The 15,339-nt window shown below is 38.3% G+C and carries 11 protein-coding genes; 8 read left to right on the top strand and 3 right to left on the bottom strand.

From position 1 onward, the window contains the following. Window positions 1-18 precede the first annotated feature (18 nt). The 5 genes from RIV7116_RS18585 to RIV7116_RS18565 all read left to right on the top strand — a co-directional run bounded on the left by RIV7116_RS18585 (window position 19) and on the right by RIV7116_RS18565 (window position 6,090). Complete coding sequence (locus RIV7116_RS18585) at window positions 19-1,224, top strand: glycosyltransferase family 2 protein (protein WP_015119849.1); 1,206 nt, start codon at window positions 19-21, stop codon at window positions 1,222-1,224. Window positions 1,225-1,527: 303 nt separating this feature from the next. After that, complete coding sequence (locus tag RIV7116_RS18580; protein WP_015119848.1) at window positions 1,528-2,835, top strand: O-antigen ligase; 1,308 nt, start codon at window positions 1,528-1,530, stop codon at window positions 2,833-2,835. 79 nt (window positions 2,836-2,914) lie between these two features. After that, a complete protein-coding gene (locus RIV7116_RS18575; RefSeq protein ID WP_015119847.1) occupies window positions 2,915-3,565 on the top strand; it encodes a methyltransferase domain-containing protein in 651 nt (216 codons plus the stop codon). 225 nt (window positions 3,566-3,790) lie between these two features. Beyond that, complete coding sequence (locus RIV7116_RS18570) at window positions 3,791-4,795, top strand: glycosyltransferase family 2 protein (protein WP_015119846.1); 1,005 nt, start codon at window positions 3,791-3,793, stop codon at window positions 4,793-4,795. A gap of 50 nt (window positions 4,796-4,845) precedes the next feature. Then, window positions 4,846-6,090 (top strand): Gfo/Idh/MocA family protein, encoded by a 1,245-nt coding sequence (locus tag RIV7116_RS18565; protein WP_015119845.1) that lies wholly within the window; start codon window positions 4,846-4,848, stop codon window positions 6,088-6,090. Window positions 6,091-6,264: 174 nt separating this feature from the next. On the opposite strand, the gene RIV7116_RS18560 is transcribed toward RIV7116_RS18565, so the two are convergent. The 3 genes from RIV7116_RS18560 to RIV7116_RS18550 all read right to left on the bottom strand — a co-directional run bounded on the left by RIV7116_RS18560 (window position 6,265) and on the right by RIV7116_RS18550 (window position 9,823). Beyond that, a complete protein-coding gene (locus tag RIV7116_RS18560; RefSeq protein WP_015119844.1) occupies window positions 6,265-7,521 on the bottom strand; it encodes a glycosyltransferase family 4 protein in 1,257 nt (418 codons plus the stop codon). 140 nt (window positions 7,522-7,661) lie between these two features. Then, entirely contained in the window at window positions 7,662-8,699 is a 1,038-nt protein-coding gene (locus RIV7116_RS18555) for an NAD(P)-dependent oxidoreductase (protein ID WP_015119843.1), read from the bottom strand. Next, entirely contained in the window at window positions 8,696-9,823 is a 1,128-nt protein-coding gene (locus RIV7116_RS18550; protein ID WP_015119842.1) for an acyltransferase, read from the bottom strand. The genes RIV7116_RS18555 and RIV7116_RS18550 overlap by 4 nt, the downstream gene beginning before the upstream one ends. Before the next feature lie 1,010 nt (window positions 9,824-10,833). Here RIV7116_RS18550 and RIV7116_RS18545 point away from each other — a divergent pair. From RIV7116_RS18545 to RIV7116_RS18535, 3 genes are all read left to right on the top strand, one after another. After that, window positions 10,834-12,180 carry an oligosaccharide flippase family protein gene (locus RIV7116_RS18545; RefSeq protein WP_015119841.1) on the top strand — a complete coding sequence of 449 codons (1,347 nt, stop codon included), beginning with the start codon at window positions 10,834-10,836 and terminating at the stop codon, window positions 12,178-12,180. 139 nt (window positions 12,181-12,319) lie between these two features. Beyond that, window positions 12,320-13,657 (top strand): glycosyltransferase family 4 protein, encoded by a 1,338-nt coding sequence (locus RIV7116_RS18540; RefSeq protein WP_015119840.1) that lies wholly within the window; start codon window positions 12,320-12,322, stop codon window positions 13,655-13,657. 17 nt (window positions 13,658-13,674) lie between these two features. Further along, window positions 13,675-14,697, top strand: coding sequence for a methyltransferase domain-containing protein (locus RIV7116_RS18535; protein WP_157229299.1), 1,023 nt, complete (start codon window positions 13,675-13,677; stop codon window positions 14,695-14,697). The last annotated feature ends 642 nt before the right edge of the window (window positions 14,698-15,339 follow it).

Here is a 15,339-nt window from a genome sequence, read left to right as displayed (position 1 = left end):
CGATAAAGGGTGTAAGCAATGATAATTGGATTTCTTAACAGTGTTTTATTAGTTATTGCTGGTGGATTGTTTATTTTGTGCGGCATACTTTTTACTGAGTCTATGACTGCATTGCTACCGATTGTTCCAGCTAAAAACAAGCAATGGAAAGAAGCTAAAGATATCAATTTTAAAGTTTTAATTCCCGCTCATGACGAAGAGCTTGTAATTCGTTCGACCTTAGAAGATTTAAAAGCAAAGTTAAATAATTCACAAGATATAGTCGTAGTTGCCGATAATTGCACGGATGCTACTGCGGACATTGCTCGCTCTACTGGTGTTAAAGTTATCGAACGTGAAAATACCAATCTCAGAGGTAAAGGATACGCCCTCGACTATGGATTGAATTATCTCAAGTCTCAACCGCCAGATGTAGTCGTATTTGTTGATGCTGACTGTTTAGTTGCTAAAGGTGCTGTAGAGCGGGTAACTCAAAAGGCTTTAGCTACGGGGAAACCGGTACAAGCAACTTATTTGATGGCCAAATCGGATAATTCTAGTCCTAAAGCATTGATTTCAACATTTGCTTTCAAGGTTAAAAATTTAGTTCGTCCTTATGGGTTAAGTCAGTTGGGACAACCTTGTTTATTAACTGGAACAGGGATGGCTTTTCCTTGGGAGGTAATTAATTCTGTTGATATTGCTAGCGGCGATATTGTGGAAGATATGAAACTAGGCTTTGATTTAAGCTTGGCTGGTTATCCAGCAGTTTTTTGTCCCCAGTCAAATGTCACCGGATATTTACCGCAAGAAGTACAAGCGGCTAGAGGACAAAGAACCAGATGGGAACACGGGCATTTACAAACGTTGTTAACCTATATTCCTTTGCTGTTAAAAGAAGCAGTCAAACAAAGACGACTTGATTTGTTGATTAGTGCTTTGGATTTGTGCGTGCCGCCTTTATCACTACTGGTAATTGCTTGGTTGGGAATGACCAGTTTTTCCTTGATAACGTCATTGTTATTAGGGATATGGTTGCCGACGACTATCTTAGTTTTAGCCGGAAGCTTACTTTTCCTCGCAATAATATCGGCTTGGGCAAAGTTTGGACGTAGCGATTTACCTTTATCCCAGCTTTTAAGCGTTCCTTTGTACATTTTGTGGAAAATTCCGCTTTACTTTCAATTTTTAGTTAAGCGTCAAAAAGCATGGGTTCGCACGCAAAGAGATTCTGTAAATACTTAGTTTAGTTTTAGTTCAAGAGCAAAGCTTCTGCTATTCAGCTAAGGGTTCAGGGGATACAAATGTGCAGGATATTAGAGTCAACCGTATTAGTTTTGAGGAGTTGAAGAATATATTTCTTTCATTGCTCATCAAAATTAATATGGTGGATCTACTATCATTAGTTCACCAGATTAAATATGATAGGTAGTATATTTATCTGGCACTACTTGAATATAGTTCGCAAATGCGTTCAATCGGTAGTAGAAAATATGATACCTCACCATATGTTCCAACTCATTTCTATAATTGATTTAGCTAATAAATATGAATTCTAAGTATTTAGAAATAGCTGAAAAATGGTTTGCGGTTTTAGCTTTGACTTTTTTTTCTGGAGGACTATTAGTAGGAGGGAACCAAGCCTCAACTCCACCAACTCCAGGTATTATTCCAGCATATATTATTACTTCTATTAGATACTTTATTTGGGTCGGTTCGACTGTTTTAGTTTTACTTCGCTGGCGAAAATCTTTAACGGTTGCTTCTAGAGATCTAGTGCTATGGATATTAGTAGTATTAATTTTATGTTCCTACATTTGGTCGGATATACCAACCTATACTTCCCTTGTAGGTCGTGAAGTATGGCAAATGACTACATTCGCATTGTATTTTGCTTCGCGTTACACTTTAAGAGAGCAAGTCAAGCTAGTTGCTTGGACTTTCGGCATAGGTTCTGTATTAACTTTAATATTCGCTTTAGGAATTCCTTCAATTGGTAAACATGGAGCCGACCATCCTGGCTCTTGGAAGGGAATTTACGATTATAAAAATACTCTTGGCAGCATGATGCTTATTGGCTCGCTGTCATTTTTTCTATTACCTGTAGATAATCCGAAAAGAAGTTTTTATAAATGGTTGGGGCTGTGTTTACCTTTATCAGTAATTGTACTTTCTACTTCTAAGACAGCAATGGTTGTCTGCGTTTTGCTGGGAATAATGTTAGTTTTTTATCGCACTTTTCGCTGGCAAGGGAAAATATCTGTAGTTTATTTAGACTTAACGGTATTAGTAGTAGGAATAGTTGGGACTTTCATTTTAACTAACTGGTCGGCACTTTTAGGAGGTATGGGAAAAGACCCGACTTTGACCGGAAGAACGCCAATGTGGGGTATGATGATTAAATTCATTATGGAAAGACCTTGGTTGGGGTACGGTCGTGGAGCCTTTTGGGCACCAGGAACTAAATATCCTGCAATTGTTGGCGGCACCCTTTCAAGTCAATTTGTTGCACCTCACGGTCATAATGGCTATTTAGACTTTGCTCTTGATGTAGGGTTAATAGGTTTAGCACTGTTCTCATTTAGTTTTATAGTGGCTTTTGCAAAGGCATTAAAAAGAGCTTATGCTGCCAAAAGCCCTGAAGAAATTTGGCCTTTGGCTTTTCTGTTATTTTTAGGTCTAAATAACATTATGGAAAGCTATCTTTTACGTTTGGCTAATATATATTGGGTTTTATTTGTGGCGACTGCTCTTTCCGTGCCTCAGAGGAAACCACAAAAGACACTAAATGAAAATCAGCATCAAAACTTTAAAAAATCAAGATTGAAGCGCAAGTATCGAAGATACCGATATTAGCTTTAGCCTGGATAATTGGTGCTTCTACCAGTTATAAATATCAAAAAATATTCAATTATAAACAACAAACGAGAGAACAATGCATGTAGCTTACGCCAAAGCGTCGGAGTGGGCAAAACACAATTCATTTGGTAAGTCTTGGCGTTTAGAACGGATGAAGCAGTTTCTGGCTTTAGTTAAACCGCCGTCGAACGCAAGAATTATTGATTTGGGAGGACATCTCCCAATGTGGAAGTGGTTTGACCATAATTTTGATGTGACTTTAGTTAATCTACCAGGTTCTTATAAAAGCACCGGAAAGTTTGGCAAATATACCCTGGTTGAAGGGGATGCCACCAATTTAATCAATACTTTTTCAGATAAATCCTTTGATATTGTATTTAGTAATTCCGTTATCGAACATGTAGGAGATGAATCAAAGCAAGCTGATTTTGCATCAGAAGTGATTCGCTTGGCTAAAGGTTATTGGGTACAGACTCCTAGCGATTATTGGCCGATTGAACCTCATACTGGCGTTATTGGTTATTGGTTACTGCCGGAATTCATGCGGCAAAATTTACATCAGAGATGGGAGAAGAAATTGCCAGTTTGGACTGAAATGGTAAGAGGTACGAGAGTGCTGTCTAGAAATCGGATGCGCGAGCTGTTCCCCGACAGCGAGTTTTATGTAGAACGAAAATTATTACTAGAAAAGTCCTACGCAGCTTACAAACCTTTTCAAGCTGGTTAGATTCATTTAAAGCCACGAATTTGAATCTGCCCCAATGAAACCGGGTTTATTTTTGTAAAAACATAATTCTTACATAGTGCAATCAGCAAAAATCGGTTTTTGCGAGCATGGTGCAACTTATCAGTTTTAATTCATATCTTGCACTATTCTCCACTCCTTTGGGGAATGGGATTCCTGCCACTAATAAGCTTTGACAAATATCTAGAAATAAGAAGGAGAATGGGAGTGAATTCAATCGGGGTAGTTGTAATTGGACGTAATGAAGGAAATCGTCTCAAACAATGTCTATTATCTGTACTGGAGCAGGTAAAAACGGTTGTTTATGTTGATTCTGGCTCTAATGATGGCAGCGTAGATTTAGCCCGTAGCCTCGGCGCTAACGTTGTCGAGCTAGATTTATCGATTCCTTTTACTGCTGCACGGGCAAGAAATGAAGGTTTTGAATATCTACTTAAAATAGAACCATACACTGAATTTGTTCAATTTGTTGATGGAGATTGTTTGGTAGTTGAAGGATGGCTAGAAAAAGCTGTCAAGGTATTAGATGCGAAACCTGAAGTTGTAGTCGTTTGCGGAAGGAGAAGGGAAGAATTTCCGACAAATTCTGTTTACAATCGATTGTGCGATATTGAATGGGATACGCCTGTAGGCGAAGCACAAGCCTGTGGTGGTGACGCGATGATGCGCGTCAACGCTTTAAAACAGGTTGGGGGTTTTAATCCAAGTTTAATTGCCGGAGAAGAACCAGAATTATGCGTGCGCTTGCGTCAAGCTGGCGGCACAATCATGCGTATTGACGCTGAAATGACTTTACATGATGCTCAAATAATGCATTTCAACCAATGGTGGAAGCGTTCGGTTCGTAACGGACATGCTTACGCCGAAGGGGCTTGGCTGCACGGTAAACCTCCGGAAAAACACTGGATTAAAGAAAGTCGCAGAATTTGGGTTTGGGGTTTAATATTACCCTTATTAGCCTTTATTGCTGCGTGGTTTACTGGAGGTATAAGTATAATTTTACTTTTTGTGGCTTATAGTATATTATTTTCTCGCGTATATAAATATGCCAGAACTAAGGGAGTTACTCCCGTGGATGGATTGTTTTACGGTCTATTCTGTGTTCTGGACAAATTCCCTGGACTTATAGGTCAGATTCAGTTTCATCTATCTCGATTATTGGGAAAGAAACGCGCCATTGTTGAATATAAAAGTGCGGCAGTTAGTTCATAAGAGTTAGATGCTAGGAACAAAGAATACTCGCAAATCATCAATAAGAGTCTATGCTGCTTAAAAATGTGTTTAAAATTTCTAACTTAGTTAGAAAGACGGATGCGAACTCTGTAAAAAACCCCACATATTCAGCCAACCAAAATGGCAATAAAAGTAATTTGTCCTATAAATCTATTGCTATTGTTGGTTGTGGTTATGTTGCCGATTATTACTTAAAAACTCTCTCGATGCATCCGCAGTTGAAGCTAGTGGGAGTTTTGGATAAAGTTAGCGATCGCGCTACTAAATTTTCTAAATACTATAATATTTCTCATATTTATGACAGCCTTAGCGATTTGCTTGCGGATGATAAGGTTGACATAGTATTAAATTTGACTAATCCCCGCAGTCATTATGAAGTTTCCAAAGCTTGTTTGGAAGCTGGGAAGCACGTTTATTCCGAAAAGCCTTTCGCTATGGAAATGGAGCAAGCGAAAGAGTTGGTAGATATTGCTGAAGCTAAAGGTTTATATCTTTCCTCCGCACCATGTAGTTTATTGAGTGAAAGCGCCCAAACTATATGGAAAGCATTGCGGGAAAACAAGGTAGGGAAAGTTCGGGTAGTCTACGCGGAAATGGATGATGGGCTAGTTCATCAAATGCCTTATCAAAAGTGGTTGAGCGAATCTGGTACGCCTTGGCCTTATAAAGATGAATTTGAAGTAGGCTGTACTTTAGAACATGCGGGATATTATGTAAATTGGCTGACGGCTTTTTTTGGTCCTGCTCAAACCGTTTCTGCTTTTTCGTCTTGTTTAATCCCGGATAAGAAAACTGATTTACCAGTAGAAGTTGATGCTCCAGATTTTTCTGTGGCTTGTATTAAATTCGCTTCTGGAGTAGTTGCGAGATTAACCTGTAGTATTGTCGCACCTCACGACCATTCTTTAAAAATTATTGGAGATGACGGCATACTTGGCATTGATGACTGTTGGTTTTATGGAGCGCCAGTTTATATCCGTCGCAGCCTGACAATTGGACGTAAAAGGCTTGAAGGTGTTTGGAAGCAAAGGTATCGTTTAGTGAAGAAAGCGCCGAAATTTGGATATAGAGGCGCACAGCAAATGGATTTTTGTCGTGGTGTAGCAGAAATGGCTGATGCGATTATGGAAAATCGTCCTTGCAGGCTGTCATCTCGATTTTCGCTGCACAACAACGAAATTGTCTTGGCAATCCAAAATTCTTTAGAAACTGGCTCTCCCTATAAAATGACTACTTCGTTTGATTCTGTGGAGCCTATGGATTGGGCAAAGTAGGAATTGGTAATTGGTAATTGGTAATTGGTAATTGGTAATTGGGAATAGCTTACGAAGTGATGGGGTAATGGGGTAATGGGGAGAAAAGAATTTCCTCACTCCCTCACTCCCTCCCTCCCTCACTCCCTCACTCCCTCTTCCTCTTCCTCATCCCTGGATAAAAGACAAAGCCTCTCAAACACCGCTAATCTTTGATAACTGTTTGCTGGTTGTGGTTAACTGCTCGGCTGGATGCAATGCTTTACTCATTATCTGGTAGAGCTTTTTAGCTTCTAAATTTATATTGAATTCTTTTTCTACTTTATTTCTTCCTGCGGTTCCGAATTCAGTTCTTAACTCGCCGTCGTTCAATAATTTTTCTATGCTTTGGGCTAAATGTGTTTTATCACCTGCGGGTACGATATAGCCGCTGACGTTGTGTTCTACGAGTTCGCTGATTCCGGCGATTTGTGGAGCGACTACCGGAACCCCTGCCGCCATTGCTTCCATTAAGACTACAGGCACTCCCTCGGCAAAGCTGGATAAAACAAATACATCTGTTTGTTCAAAGTATTCACGCACTTCTGCTTGCGACTTATAGCCAACAAAATTTACATTCTCCGCCAATCCAAAATCAGCAGTCATCTGCTCTAAAGCAGCGCGATCGCTACCGTCACCAACTACTGTTAATATGACATCCTGATGGCGTTGTTTCAAATCAACTAAACTTTCTAAAAGTATCGGTAAACCCTTGGCAGCAGACAGCCTACCGACATAGAGCAGACGATGCCCTTTCCCTTGATGAGATACTGGTTTAAATAATTTTGGGTCTATGCCGCAGTGAACGATCTGCATTTTATTCCATTTTTCAAAGGGTGCAAATATCATTCCTTGGCTGCGACAGTAGTTACTAATGCAACTTACAAATAATGCTTGATTAATTTTTTCGTCTAGTCTCCAATGATACGGCTGGAAGAAGATATAGGGACCGTGTAATGTAAAACTATAGCTAAAGCCTCCTAATTCTGCTGCTAACATGGCAACGCTACAGCTAGAATCTCCGAAATGGTTGTGCAGGTGAGGAATTTGTCTTTTGTTAATCTCTTGAGCTAAGATACCCGCTTCCAAAAAGTAAAACAATTGATAAAGATTTCCCCGCAATCCATGCAATCTGGTTGAGTAAGCTAATTTCAGTGCTTGTAAATATCTTTTTGGCGAAGCAATTAATAAATTAAAATGCGCTCTTGCTAATTTCAAAGGGCTTGGAGGCAGAATATAAAAAGTTTGACTTCGCTCTTGTTTTTGTTCTTTCCCCACCATATGCTCTTCACCGGTAGGGCGTATAGAAAATGTATGTATTTCTGCTCCTTGTTGGCGAAGTGCGGCAACTTCACGTTGAATAAAAGTATCTGTAGCTCTGGGATATTCTCCCGTCAGGTAAGCAATACGCATAATTTTAAATTCGGAATTTGATATTTGGTTTATTAAATTATTAGTTAGGAATTAACCATGAAAATTTTTAGTTTAAAGACAGCAGAGGAGATAATTATAAATTTTCCCTCCTCGGCTTTCTTCATCTCAACTTCTTGCGATCAGGAAGTTACTTTAGTCCCGTTTGCTGTATCTGAAAGTAAATCTACATCGCTACAGCTACGCTTTAAAGCTTCATCTAAAGAATATAACGGCTGCCAATTCAGTACCTTTCGAGCATTTTGGTTACTATATTGAAATGGTTTGAATCGGGCTTCCAGTTTGGCTGGTACAAAAATACCTGGTAGCTTCAGTTTTCCTAAAAATAGCATTTTATTGGAAAACCAAGCGCTACGAGATAATAAACGCATAAGGCTCCAATCGATGCCAACTGTGGAAGGTTGACGCGGTAGCAGCTTTAAAATTTTATCGGTATAAACTTTTTGGGTTGGTAAATCGTTATCAACAATATTCAAAGTCTTGCCGATTGCTTCTTGATGCTCGCAAGCATTAACTATTGCTTGGGCGCAGTTTTCTACATAAGTAAGCGGAAGCAGAGCATTTCCACCAATACGAATCCACAAACGATTTTTGACGTTTACTCCCAAATGAGCGTTCCATAGATTGTTTCTTCCGTAAACTATCCCCGGACGTAGAATTGTGACTTTTCCCTGATTTCTCTGTTCAAATTCTCGAAATAGGCTTTCTTGGAGCAGCTTGGTTTGGGCGTAAACATCTCGATAGGAGGGATTGCTATCGATGGGCGAATTTTCGTTAATAATTTCACCGTCAGATATATTCAAGTAGTCGAATACGCTAAATGTACTTATCGCTACCAACCTTTTAATCTTTGCTGCTGCAATTGCTTTGAGTAAATTGTCGGTAGCGGTAACTGTATTTGCATATTGCGTATCGTAGTTACCCTGCTTGGCTGCTGCTAAATGTACTACAGTATCTATTCGGGTTAAAGCATCTTGTAGCCCTTGCGATTGAATTAAATCGATACGAATTAATTCTAAATTTGGATGATTACGCCAAGGTAAACGTTTTTCGTCGGAAGTATGCCTGATTGCGGCACTGACTTGAAAACCTCGTCGCAATGCTTCGGCGACTACATATTTACCTAGAAATCCAGATGCTCCAGTAATCAGTATTTTCATGCTTTAATCGCCTCCACACTTTTAACAAGCTTGATTTTGCGACTTAATTTAATGGCTGGTTTTTCTACAAATTCGCAGATTGCCGTACCAAAAACAAGACTAGCAAATACTGCTACAGTCACACAGATAAGTTCGGTAACTATGCTAGCTCCTAAAACTTTAAACCCTAAAAATAAAATCGTACCAACTACGACGTTGTGAGTCAGATAGAGACTGTAAGAAATACGTCCTAAAAATTTTAAAGCCTTCCAGTTCAATAAATCCTGCATCTTAGAAGCTCTACCTACTTCTAACAAGAGCATAGAAACGACTACGCAGGTTACTGTAAAGCCTGAAGATTGAACTATTCCCCCCGCTAATACAATCGCTGCATAAAGGTAGAAATAGATAGATTTGAGATTATCTTGCCAGCACCAATAAGCAAATATCCCCAACAGAAAACCGTAATACAAAGGGAAAAAGAACAACGCCCCCAATCCGTTATCTGGCAGTATACCCAAGGGATAAGCAACCGCAAAAATTGCCGCAGGCACAAAGACTATTGCCTTTCCCCATGCTTTCTGGCTGGATTTATTCACCCATTGCGCTAAACCAAGCAAAGCACAGAATACGAGATAAAACTGAATCTCTAGATTTAAAGTCCAATAAATATTATCAAAAGGTTTAAACCCGAAAAATTCATGCACGTAAAATAAATGTGCGATAAATCTTCCCGTGGAAAAGGACTGATTCATCGGCGCGAAGGCTTCATTTTTTACCACAGATGAGAATAGAGCAAATCCTAAAGCCAGAAGAATTGCTACATAGTATGGAGGGCTTAGTCTGATTAAACGACGTAAGGAGAAACGACCCACATACAATGGGCTAATCGTTGCATTACGTAAGGAATGTGCAATTACAAATCCGCTTAAAACAAAGAAGATAGCAACACCTAGACTTCCCCATTTAAAGGTAATATTTTCTAACCAATCCGGTAATATTGCACTTAATTCTACTAATCTTTTTGTTGCATATATATGGTATAAAACTACCCAGATAGCCCCAATTCCACGTAAGCTATCGACAAAGTTAAAGTGAATTTTTTGGTTTTTGGTTGAAGTACGAGATAAAACTGATGCATCCATAATCGCGATCAAATTTAATTAACTAAAAATGAACTATGAAGGGTTTGAATATGTTGTTAAATGGAACCCGTCGCTGAAATAAGTATCAATTAACACTTTTTAATTCGTAAATGCAGCCTATAACGCTGAATCTGCTCTTTGAGTTGATTTACGAAAATTTTTGTTTGGAGGTTGCCATATTTAAAAGCGCAAAACACTAACAAACTTTGTTATTTGTGGCTGTTGAAGCCGTAAAATAATGAAAAGATTTTCCGCAAAATTCTATAAAGCCTTTTTAGCTGGGCTATAAAAACTTCGGCAACAATGCGCTTGAGTTCTGTAAAGAATTACTGTGTTTATCTTTATAGGAAGCGCCTAAATTGATAACACGTATATCTTCACAGACACGTTCATTAAAAAGGGGAAACATACTCGTTTAAAATTTAAGCACTTAAATAGACTATTAGCTACTATCGCATTTTGAGATTGAAATAATTGCTTAAACATCTGACTTTCAATACTTTTTTACTCGATGAAAAGAAAATTTCTATGCCAATGTGCCGACAATCTTTACAATAACTTTAAAAAAAAATTTTTCTCTATATATAAAATTCATATTTAAACCACAAAAAACCATTTTACTTTGAAAAAAGATTATGCTATTGTTTCAAGTGTTTAAAGATTGTGTAAATATAATTAAATGGTCGTCCTGTATATTTACATCAAGTTTTAAATGTGTTTAATGCAAAATTCCTTTGTATCTGTTGCCATTTGAAGTAATAAGTATGATTCGATGAGGATTAACTAACCCTAAAGGTTGTAATAGTTTAGTGGTTGTTATCTGACTAGAATCGCAATGGTGATAAGTAGATAGCTTTTTGGTATTTAAAGTGTTCTCAGTTGATAGTCTAAGTGGATTGTTTTCCGCAGGAGTATGTGATGATATTGGCTTACATTAAATAGGATTATTGACCAAAATTTCCTCGGTTAACTGATTCAGCTTTGAAATAGCACGGGTATTTGAAATAGTTATGACATCTTTAAAAAAGCTTGCTTACCGGGGCGCATTCTGGACAATAGCGGGTTACGGAATGAGTCAGGTGGTTCGTTTTGGCGGTAACTTAATCCTGACTCGTTTACTAGTTCCAGAGTTTTTCGGTTTAATGGCTGTTGTAAATACCTTAAGGCTAGGTATAGAGTTATTCTCTGATATAGGAATTTCTCAAAGTATTGTTAATAGCAAGCGCGGTGAAGATCCTGCTTTTTTAAACACTGCTTGGACTTTACAAGTAATTCGGGGCTGGGTAGTTTGGTTGTTGTGTTTAATACTGACCTTTCCAGTTGCCTCATTTTATGAAGAAAGTCGTCTGCTTTGGTTAGTACCGATTGTGGGCGCGTCTTCAGTATTGGATGGGTTTAGTTCGACGAGTATCTTAACTCTGATGCGTCGGATAGACGTAAGGAGATCCACCTTATTTGATTTAAGCGTTCAAGTATTTACCTTATTCAGTTTAGTTGCTTGGGCTTCCTTTAATCCCAGTATTGCGGCTTTGGCATTTGGAGTTGTGTTGGGTGCTGTATACAAAATGTTCGGCAGCCATTTTTTAATACCTGAATATAGAAATCGTTTCACCTGGGATAAAGATGCAGTCAAAGAGATTTTGTCTTTCGGTAAATGGATGTTTATGTCGTCGGCTCTAATGTTTGCATCCGAGCAGAGCGACCGTTTAATCTTAGGTAAATTGCTTTCTTTCCAGATGTTGGGGATTTATACCATTGCTTATACTTTGGCTAATTTACCTCGTCAGGTGATTAAGCAACTTAGCTATAAAGTGATTTTTCCCACGATTTCCAATCAAACCGAACTACCTCGTAAAACTCTTAGAGCCAAAATCATCAAACAGCGTAAATTTTTGTTGATGGGTTGTGCTGTTGGTTTGGCGGCTTTAGTGACTGTAGGGGATTTAGTGATTGGTACGCTTTATGACGATAGGTACATCCAAGCAACCTGGATGATGCCGCTTCTGTGCGCTGGTATTTGGTTTTCGTTACTTTTTTATACGATTAGCCCTGCTTTGTTAGCAATTGGTAAACCTCTGTATTTAGCTCAAAGTAACTTGGCTCGATTTGTAATGATTGGGTTCGGATTGCCACTGGCATATTATCGCTTTGGCTTGATAGGCGCAATTTTAGCGATCGCATTTGGCGATTTACCATTATATTGCGTCAATTTATACGGACTCTGGCGGGAAAAACTCTCTTGTATTACGCAAGATATTCAAGCAACTATCTTTTATATAGCAGTTCTGGCATTATTTCTGTACATCAGATATTCTCTCGGTTTTGGAATCCCAATTCAATCTGTTTTAAACTTTTAATCAATCATAAGCTATTAGTTTTTGATATAGGTTAGGTAATACATAAAACTTTCTATTAAGATCTAAAGCAAATATCAAGCAATATTTTGCTGAAAAAGCCGTAGTTAGTTAACTTATTTCGGAGCAATATATTAGCATCATGGGAAAATTGCATCAAACTGAAAAACCATTGCGAGTCATATTAGTAGCGGAGAACGTATCCCGACGTATGGGTGGTGAGTCGGGCAAAAATCTCTACTATTTTCATTTATTTAAAGAGCGGGGAGTTGATTTACAAATAGTCTGTCATGCAAGGGTTAGAGACGAACTTCGCCAAGAGTTTCCCGATGACGAAGATTTTAATAGATTTCATTTTATAGAAGATAGCGGGCTGCAAAATTTTGTCTGGCGACTGGGTAAACTGTTTCCTTATAGAATCGAGGATTTAATTTTCTTACAAGTAGTGCATTGGATTACTCAAATCCAAGCCAAGAAATTGGTAAAAGAATTGATTGCTAAACAAGATATTGATATAGTCTTTCAGCCTTCACCAATTACTCCCAAAGGTTTAAATTTCATGTATAACCTTGGCGTACCGGTAGTTATAGGTCCTTTAGCTGGTGGAGTTGATTTTCCTCCTGCTTTCCGGTACATGGATTCTAAGTTCGCTAACTTATCGGTTACTTTGGGAAGAATTTTTTCCAATGTTTTACATAGATTTGTACCTGGTAAACTAAAAGCTGAAACCTTAATTGTTGCCAATCCTCAAACTAGAAAATCTTTACCGATTGGATGTAAGGGAAAGATCCATCAGGTTATAGAATGTGGTGTAGATTTAGATGTTTGGCAACCTAGAGAACAGCCCCATAGAAACCCGGACGAACCAGTTCATTTTGTGTATATAGGGCGTTTTGTTGATTGGAAAGGAATTGATTTTTTAATTGATGCTTTTAAATCAGTTGCCGACAAAACAAACGCTGTTTTAGAATTAGTTGGGGATGGAGAAGTTCGTTCAGATTTAGAAAAGCAAGTTGCCGATTTAGGCTTAGAAAATAACGTTATTTTTCGAGGCTGGTTAAAACGCGAAGAAGCATCGAAATTAGCTTGTGAATGTGATGTATTTGTAATGCCTTCCTTACGAGAAGCTGGTGGTAATGCAGTTTTGGAAGCAATGGCTTTAGGTTTACCTGTCATTGCCACAAAATGGGCTGGACCCGCAAATACGCTACATCCCGACTGCGGTATTTGGGTAGAGCCAACTTCCATCAAAGCTTTTGTAAATGGATTTTCGGAAGCGATGATTAAGCTTGCAACAGAGCCAGAACTACGTCTTCAAATGGGAGAAGCAGGTCCAAAAAGAATTCTCACCAACTACTTTGATTGGGACTCAAAAGTAGACAGGATTATCGAAATTTTCGATGAAACCTTAAACTCGCAACCAAATTTAGATACTAGCAAGCAGAAGCAAAATATCACCAAAATTGCATCAGGGTATTAATAAATAATTGAATCTATTTGACGTTATCTTCTATAGGTAAACCTTCTTTGATTGCAAAGCAAGTTGTTCAAATAGATTCTACATTAGCAGTTCATCTACCAAGGACGAATATGATACATACTTTAGCAAAGCCAAAATTAGTTGACGTTTTAGCCTGTCCTGGATGTAAAAGTCCTTTAAACTCTACTATCAAATGCGATAATTGTGGATTAGAATTCGCAGAAGATAGTGGAACTCCAAAATTATTCGATCCAAATTTTAGTAGAACAGTTCAGTTTGAGTTTAGTGCTAATAGAGCGGTAATAGAAGAACAAAAGCTTCAAGAATACTTTAATTATCCTCCTTCAGTAAAAGTCAGCGATAAACTTCCCTATCATTTAGAACCGGCTCAGTTCAAAGTTATCAACGAATTACCCGCCAATCAGAAAGTTTTAGAAATTGGTTGTGGTGGCGGGCAAATGCGAGAATGGTTTGTGCAAAAAGGTCATCAATATATTGGCGTTGACATTTCAAAAACCCGAGTACATGATTGGTTGCAAAAATTTGGTGGCCCAGATATTCTTTGCGATGCCCATTCTTTACCTTTTGGAGATAATCAGCTTGATGTAATATATTCTGCTGCGGTAACAGAGCATTTAGCATGTCCTCATTTAGTAGTTCAGGAAATAGCCAGGGTATTAAAACCTGGTGGTTACTATTTAGGAAACGTTTCATTTCTTGAGCCTTGGCACGATAATAGCTTTTTTCACATGTCACCTCTTGGTGCAATTGAGTTATTGACTCAAGCAGGTTTTGAGATTAAATATGTATGGCCAGAAAAGGGCTATAGTGCATTTCGCTCTATGTTTGCTATGGGTAATGGAGTAACTAAGAATATGCGTTTTATTGGAGATATCGCATATTTTGCTTACCTAATGGAAAATAATCTCAAAAACTGGGGAAGAAAAATATTTAAACGTCCCGAAAAAAGAAATATTAAGCAAGCTGCTAAAGTTAGCGGAGCAATTTTTTGGATAGCGACGCTTCCAGCAGAATCATAGATAAGCAATCCTTTTAGTGCGTTTTAACGTAGTTTGTATATCACTTGAAATTGATTTCTCTGCGTTCCCGGGTCGCGTGCGGGCTAGAAAGCCTCCGGTTTACAAGGCGGTTATTTGGGCTTAACGACAATGATGCAAGAAGTTAGATAAATAGGACTGAAATACAAGATTTTTAGCGTTGCTGATTTGATGTATGAATCGGCAACGCTAAAATGTGTGGGTTATAAAGCAGCACTTACGCACGGGCTACGTGTTTACGTCATTATTCGCTGCGCGAAGTATTCACCCCAAAGGTGTGGATCATCGCCAAGCTCTATTTTCTGTTACGAGTGCGTAATACCATTTTTTTTTAAAGATGCGCCGAATATAGCCCATGTAGATGGGCTTTGTTTGAGTCGCCCCAGCCTTGTAGGCTGCGGGCAATTTAGCGCAACCTCATACAGAATTGGTATAAGTCCTATAAAGTTAAAAAAATTTACATAAATTATATATTTATTTTCAGATAAATAAACCTTGGCATCCAAGTAAAAATTTAAACAAAATCATATTGTTATTTTTTATATATCGCGCTTAGTATAATTAATATTATCGCTGAAATCCTTTTGGGGTAATAGCTTCAAGATTATATAATTATTTTTTTAT

Source organism: Rivularia sp. PCC 7116 (assembly GCF_000316665.1).
Classification (GTDB): domain Bacteria; phylum Cyanobacteriota; class Cyanobacteriia; order Cyanobacteriales; family Nostocaceae; genus Rivularia.
This window is presented reverse-complemented; position numbering and strand designations above follow the sequence as displayed.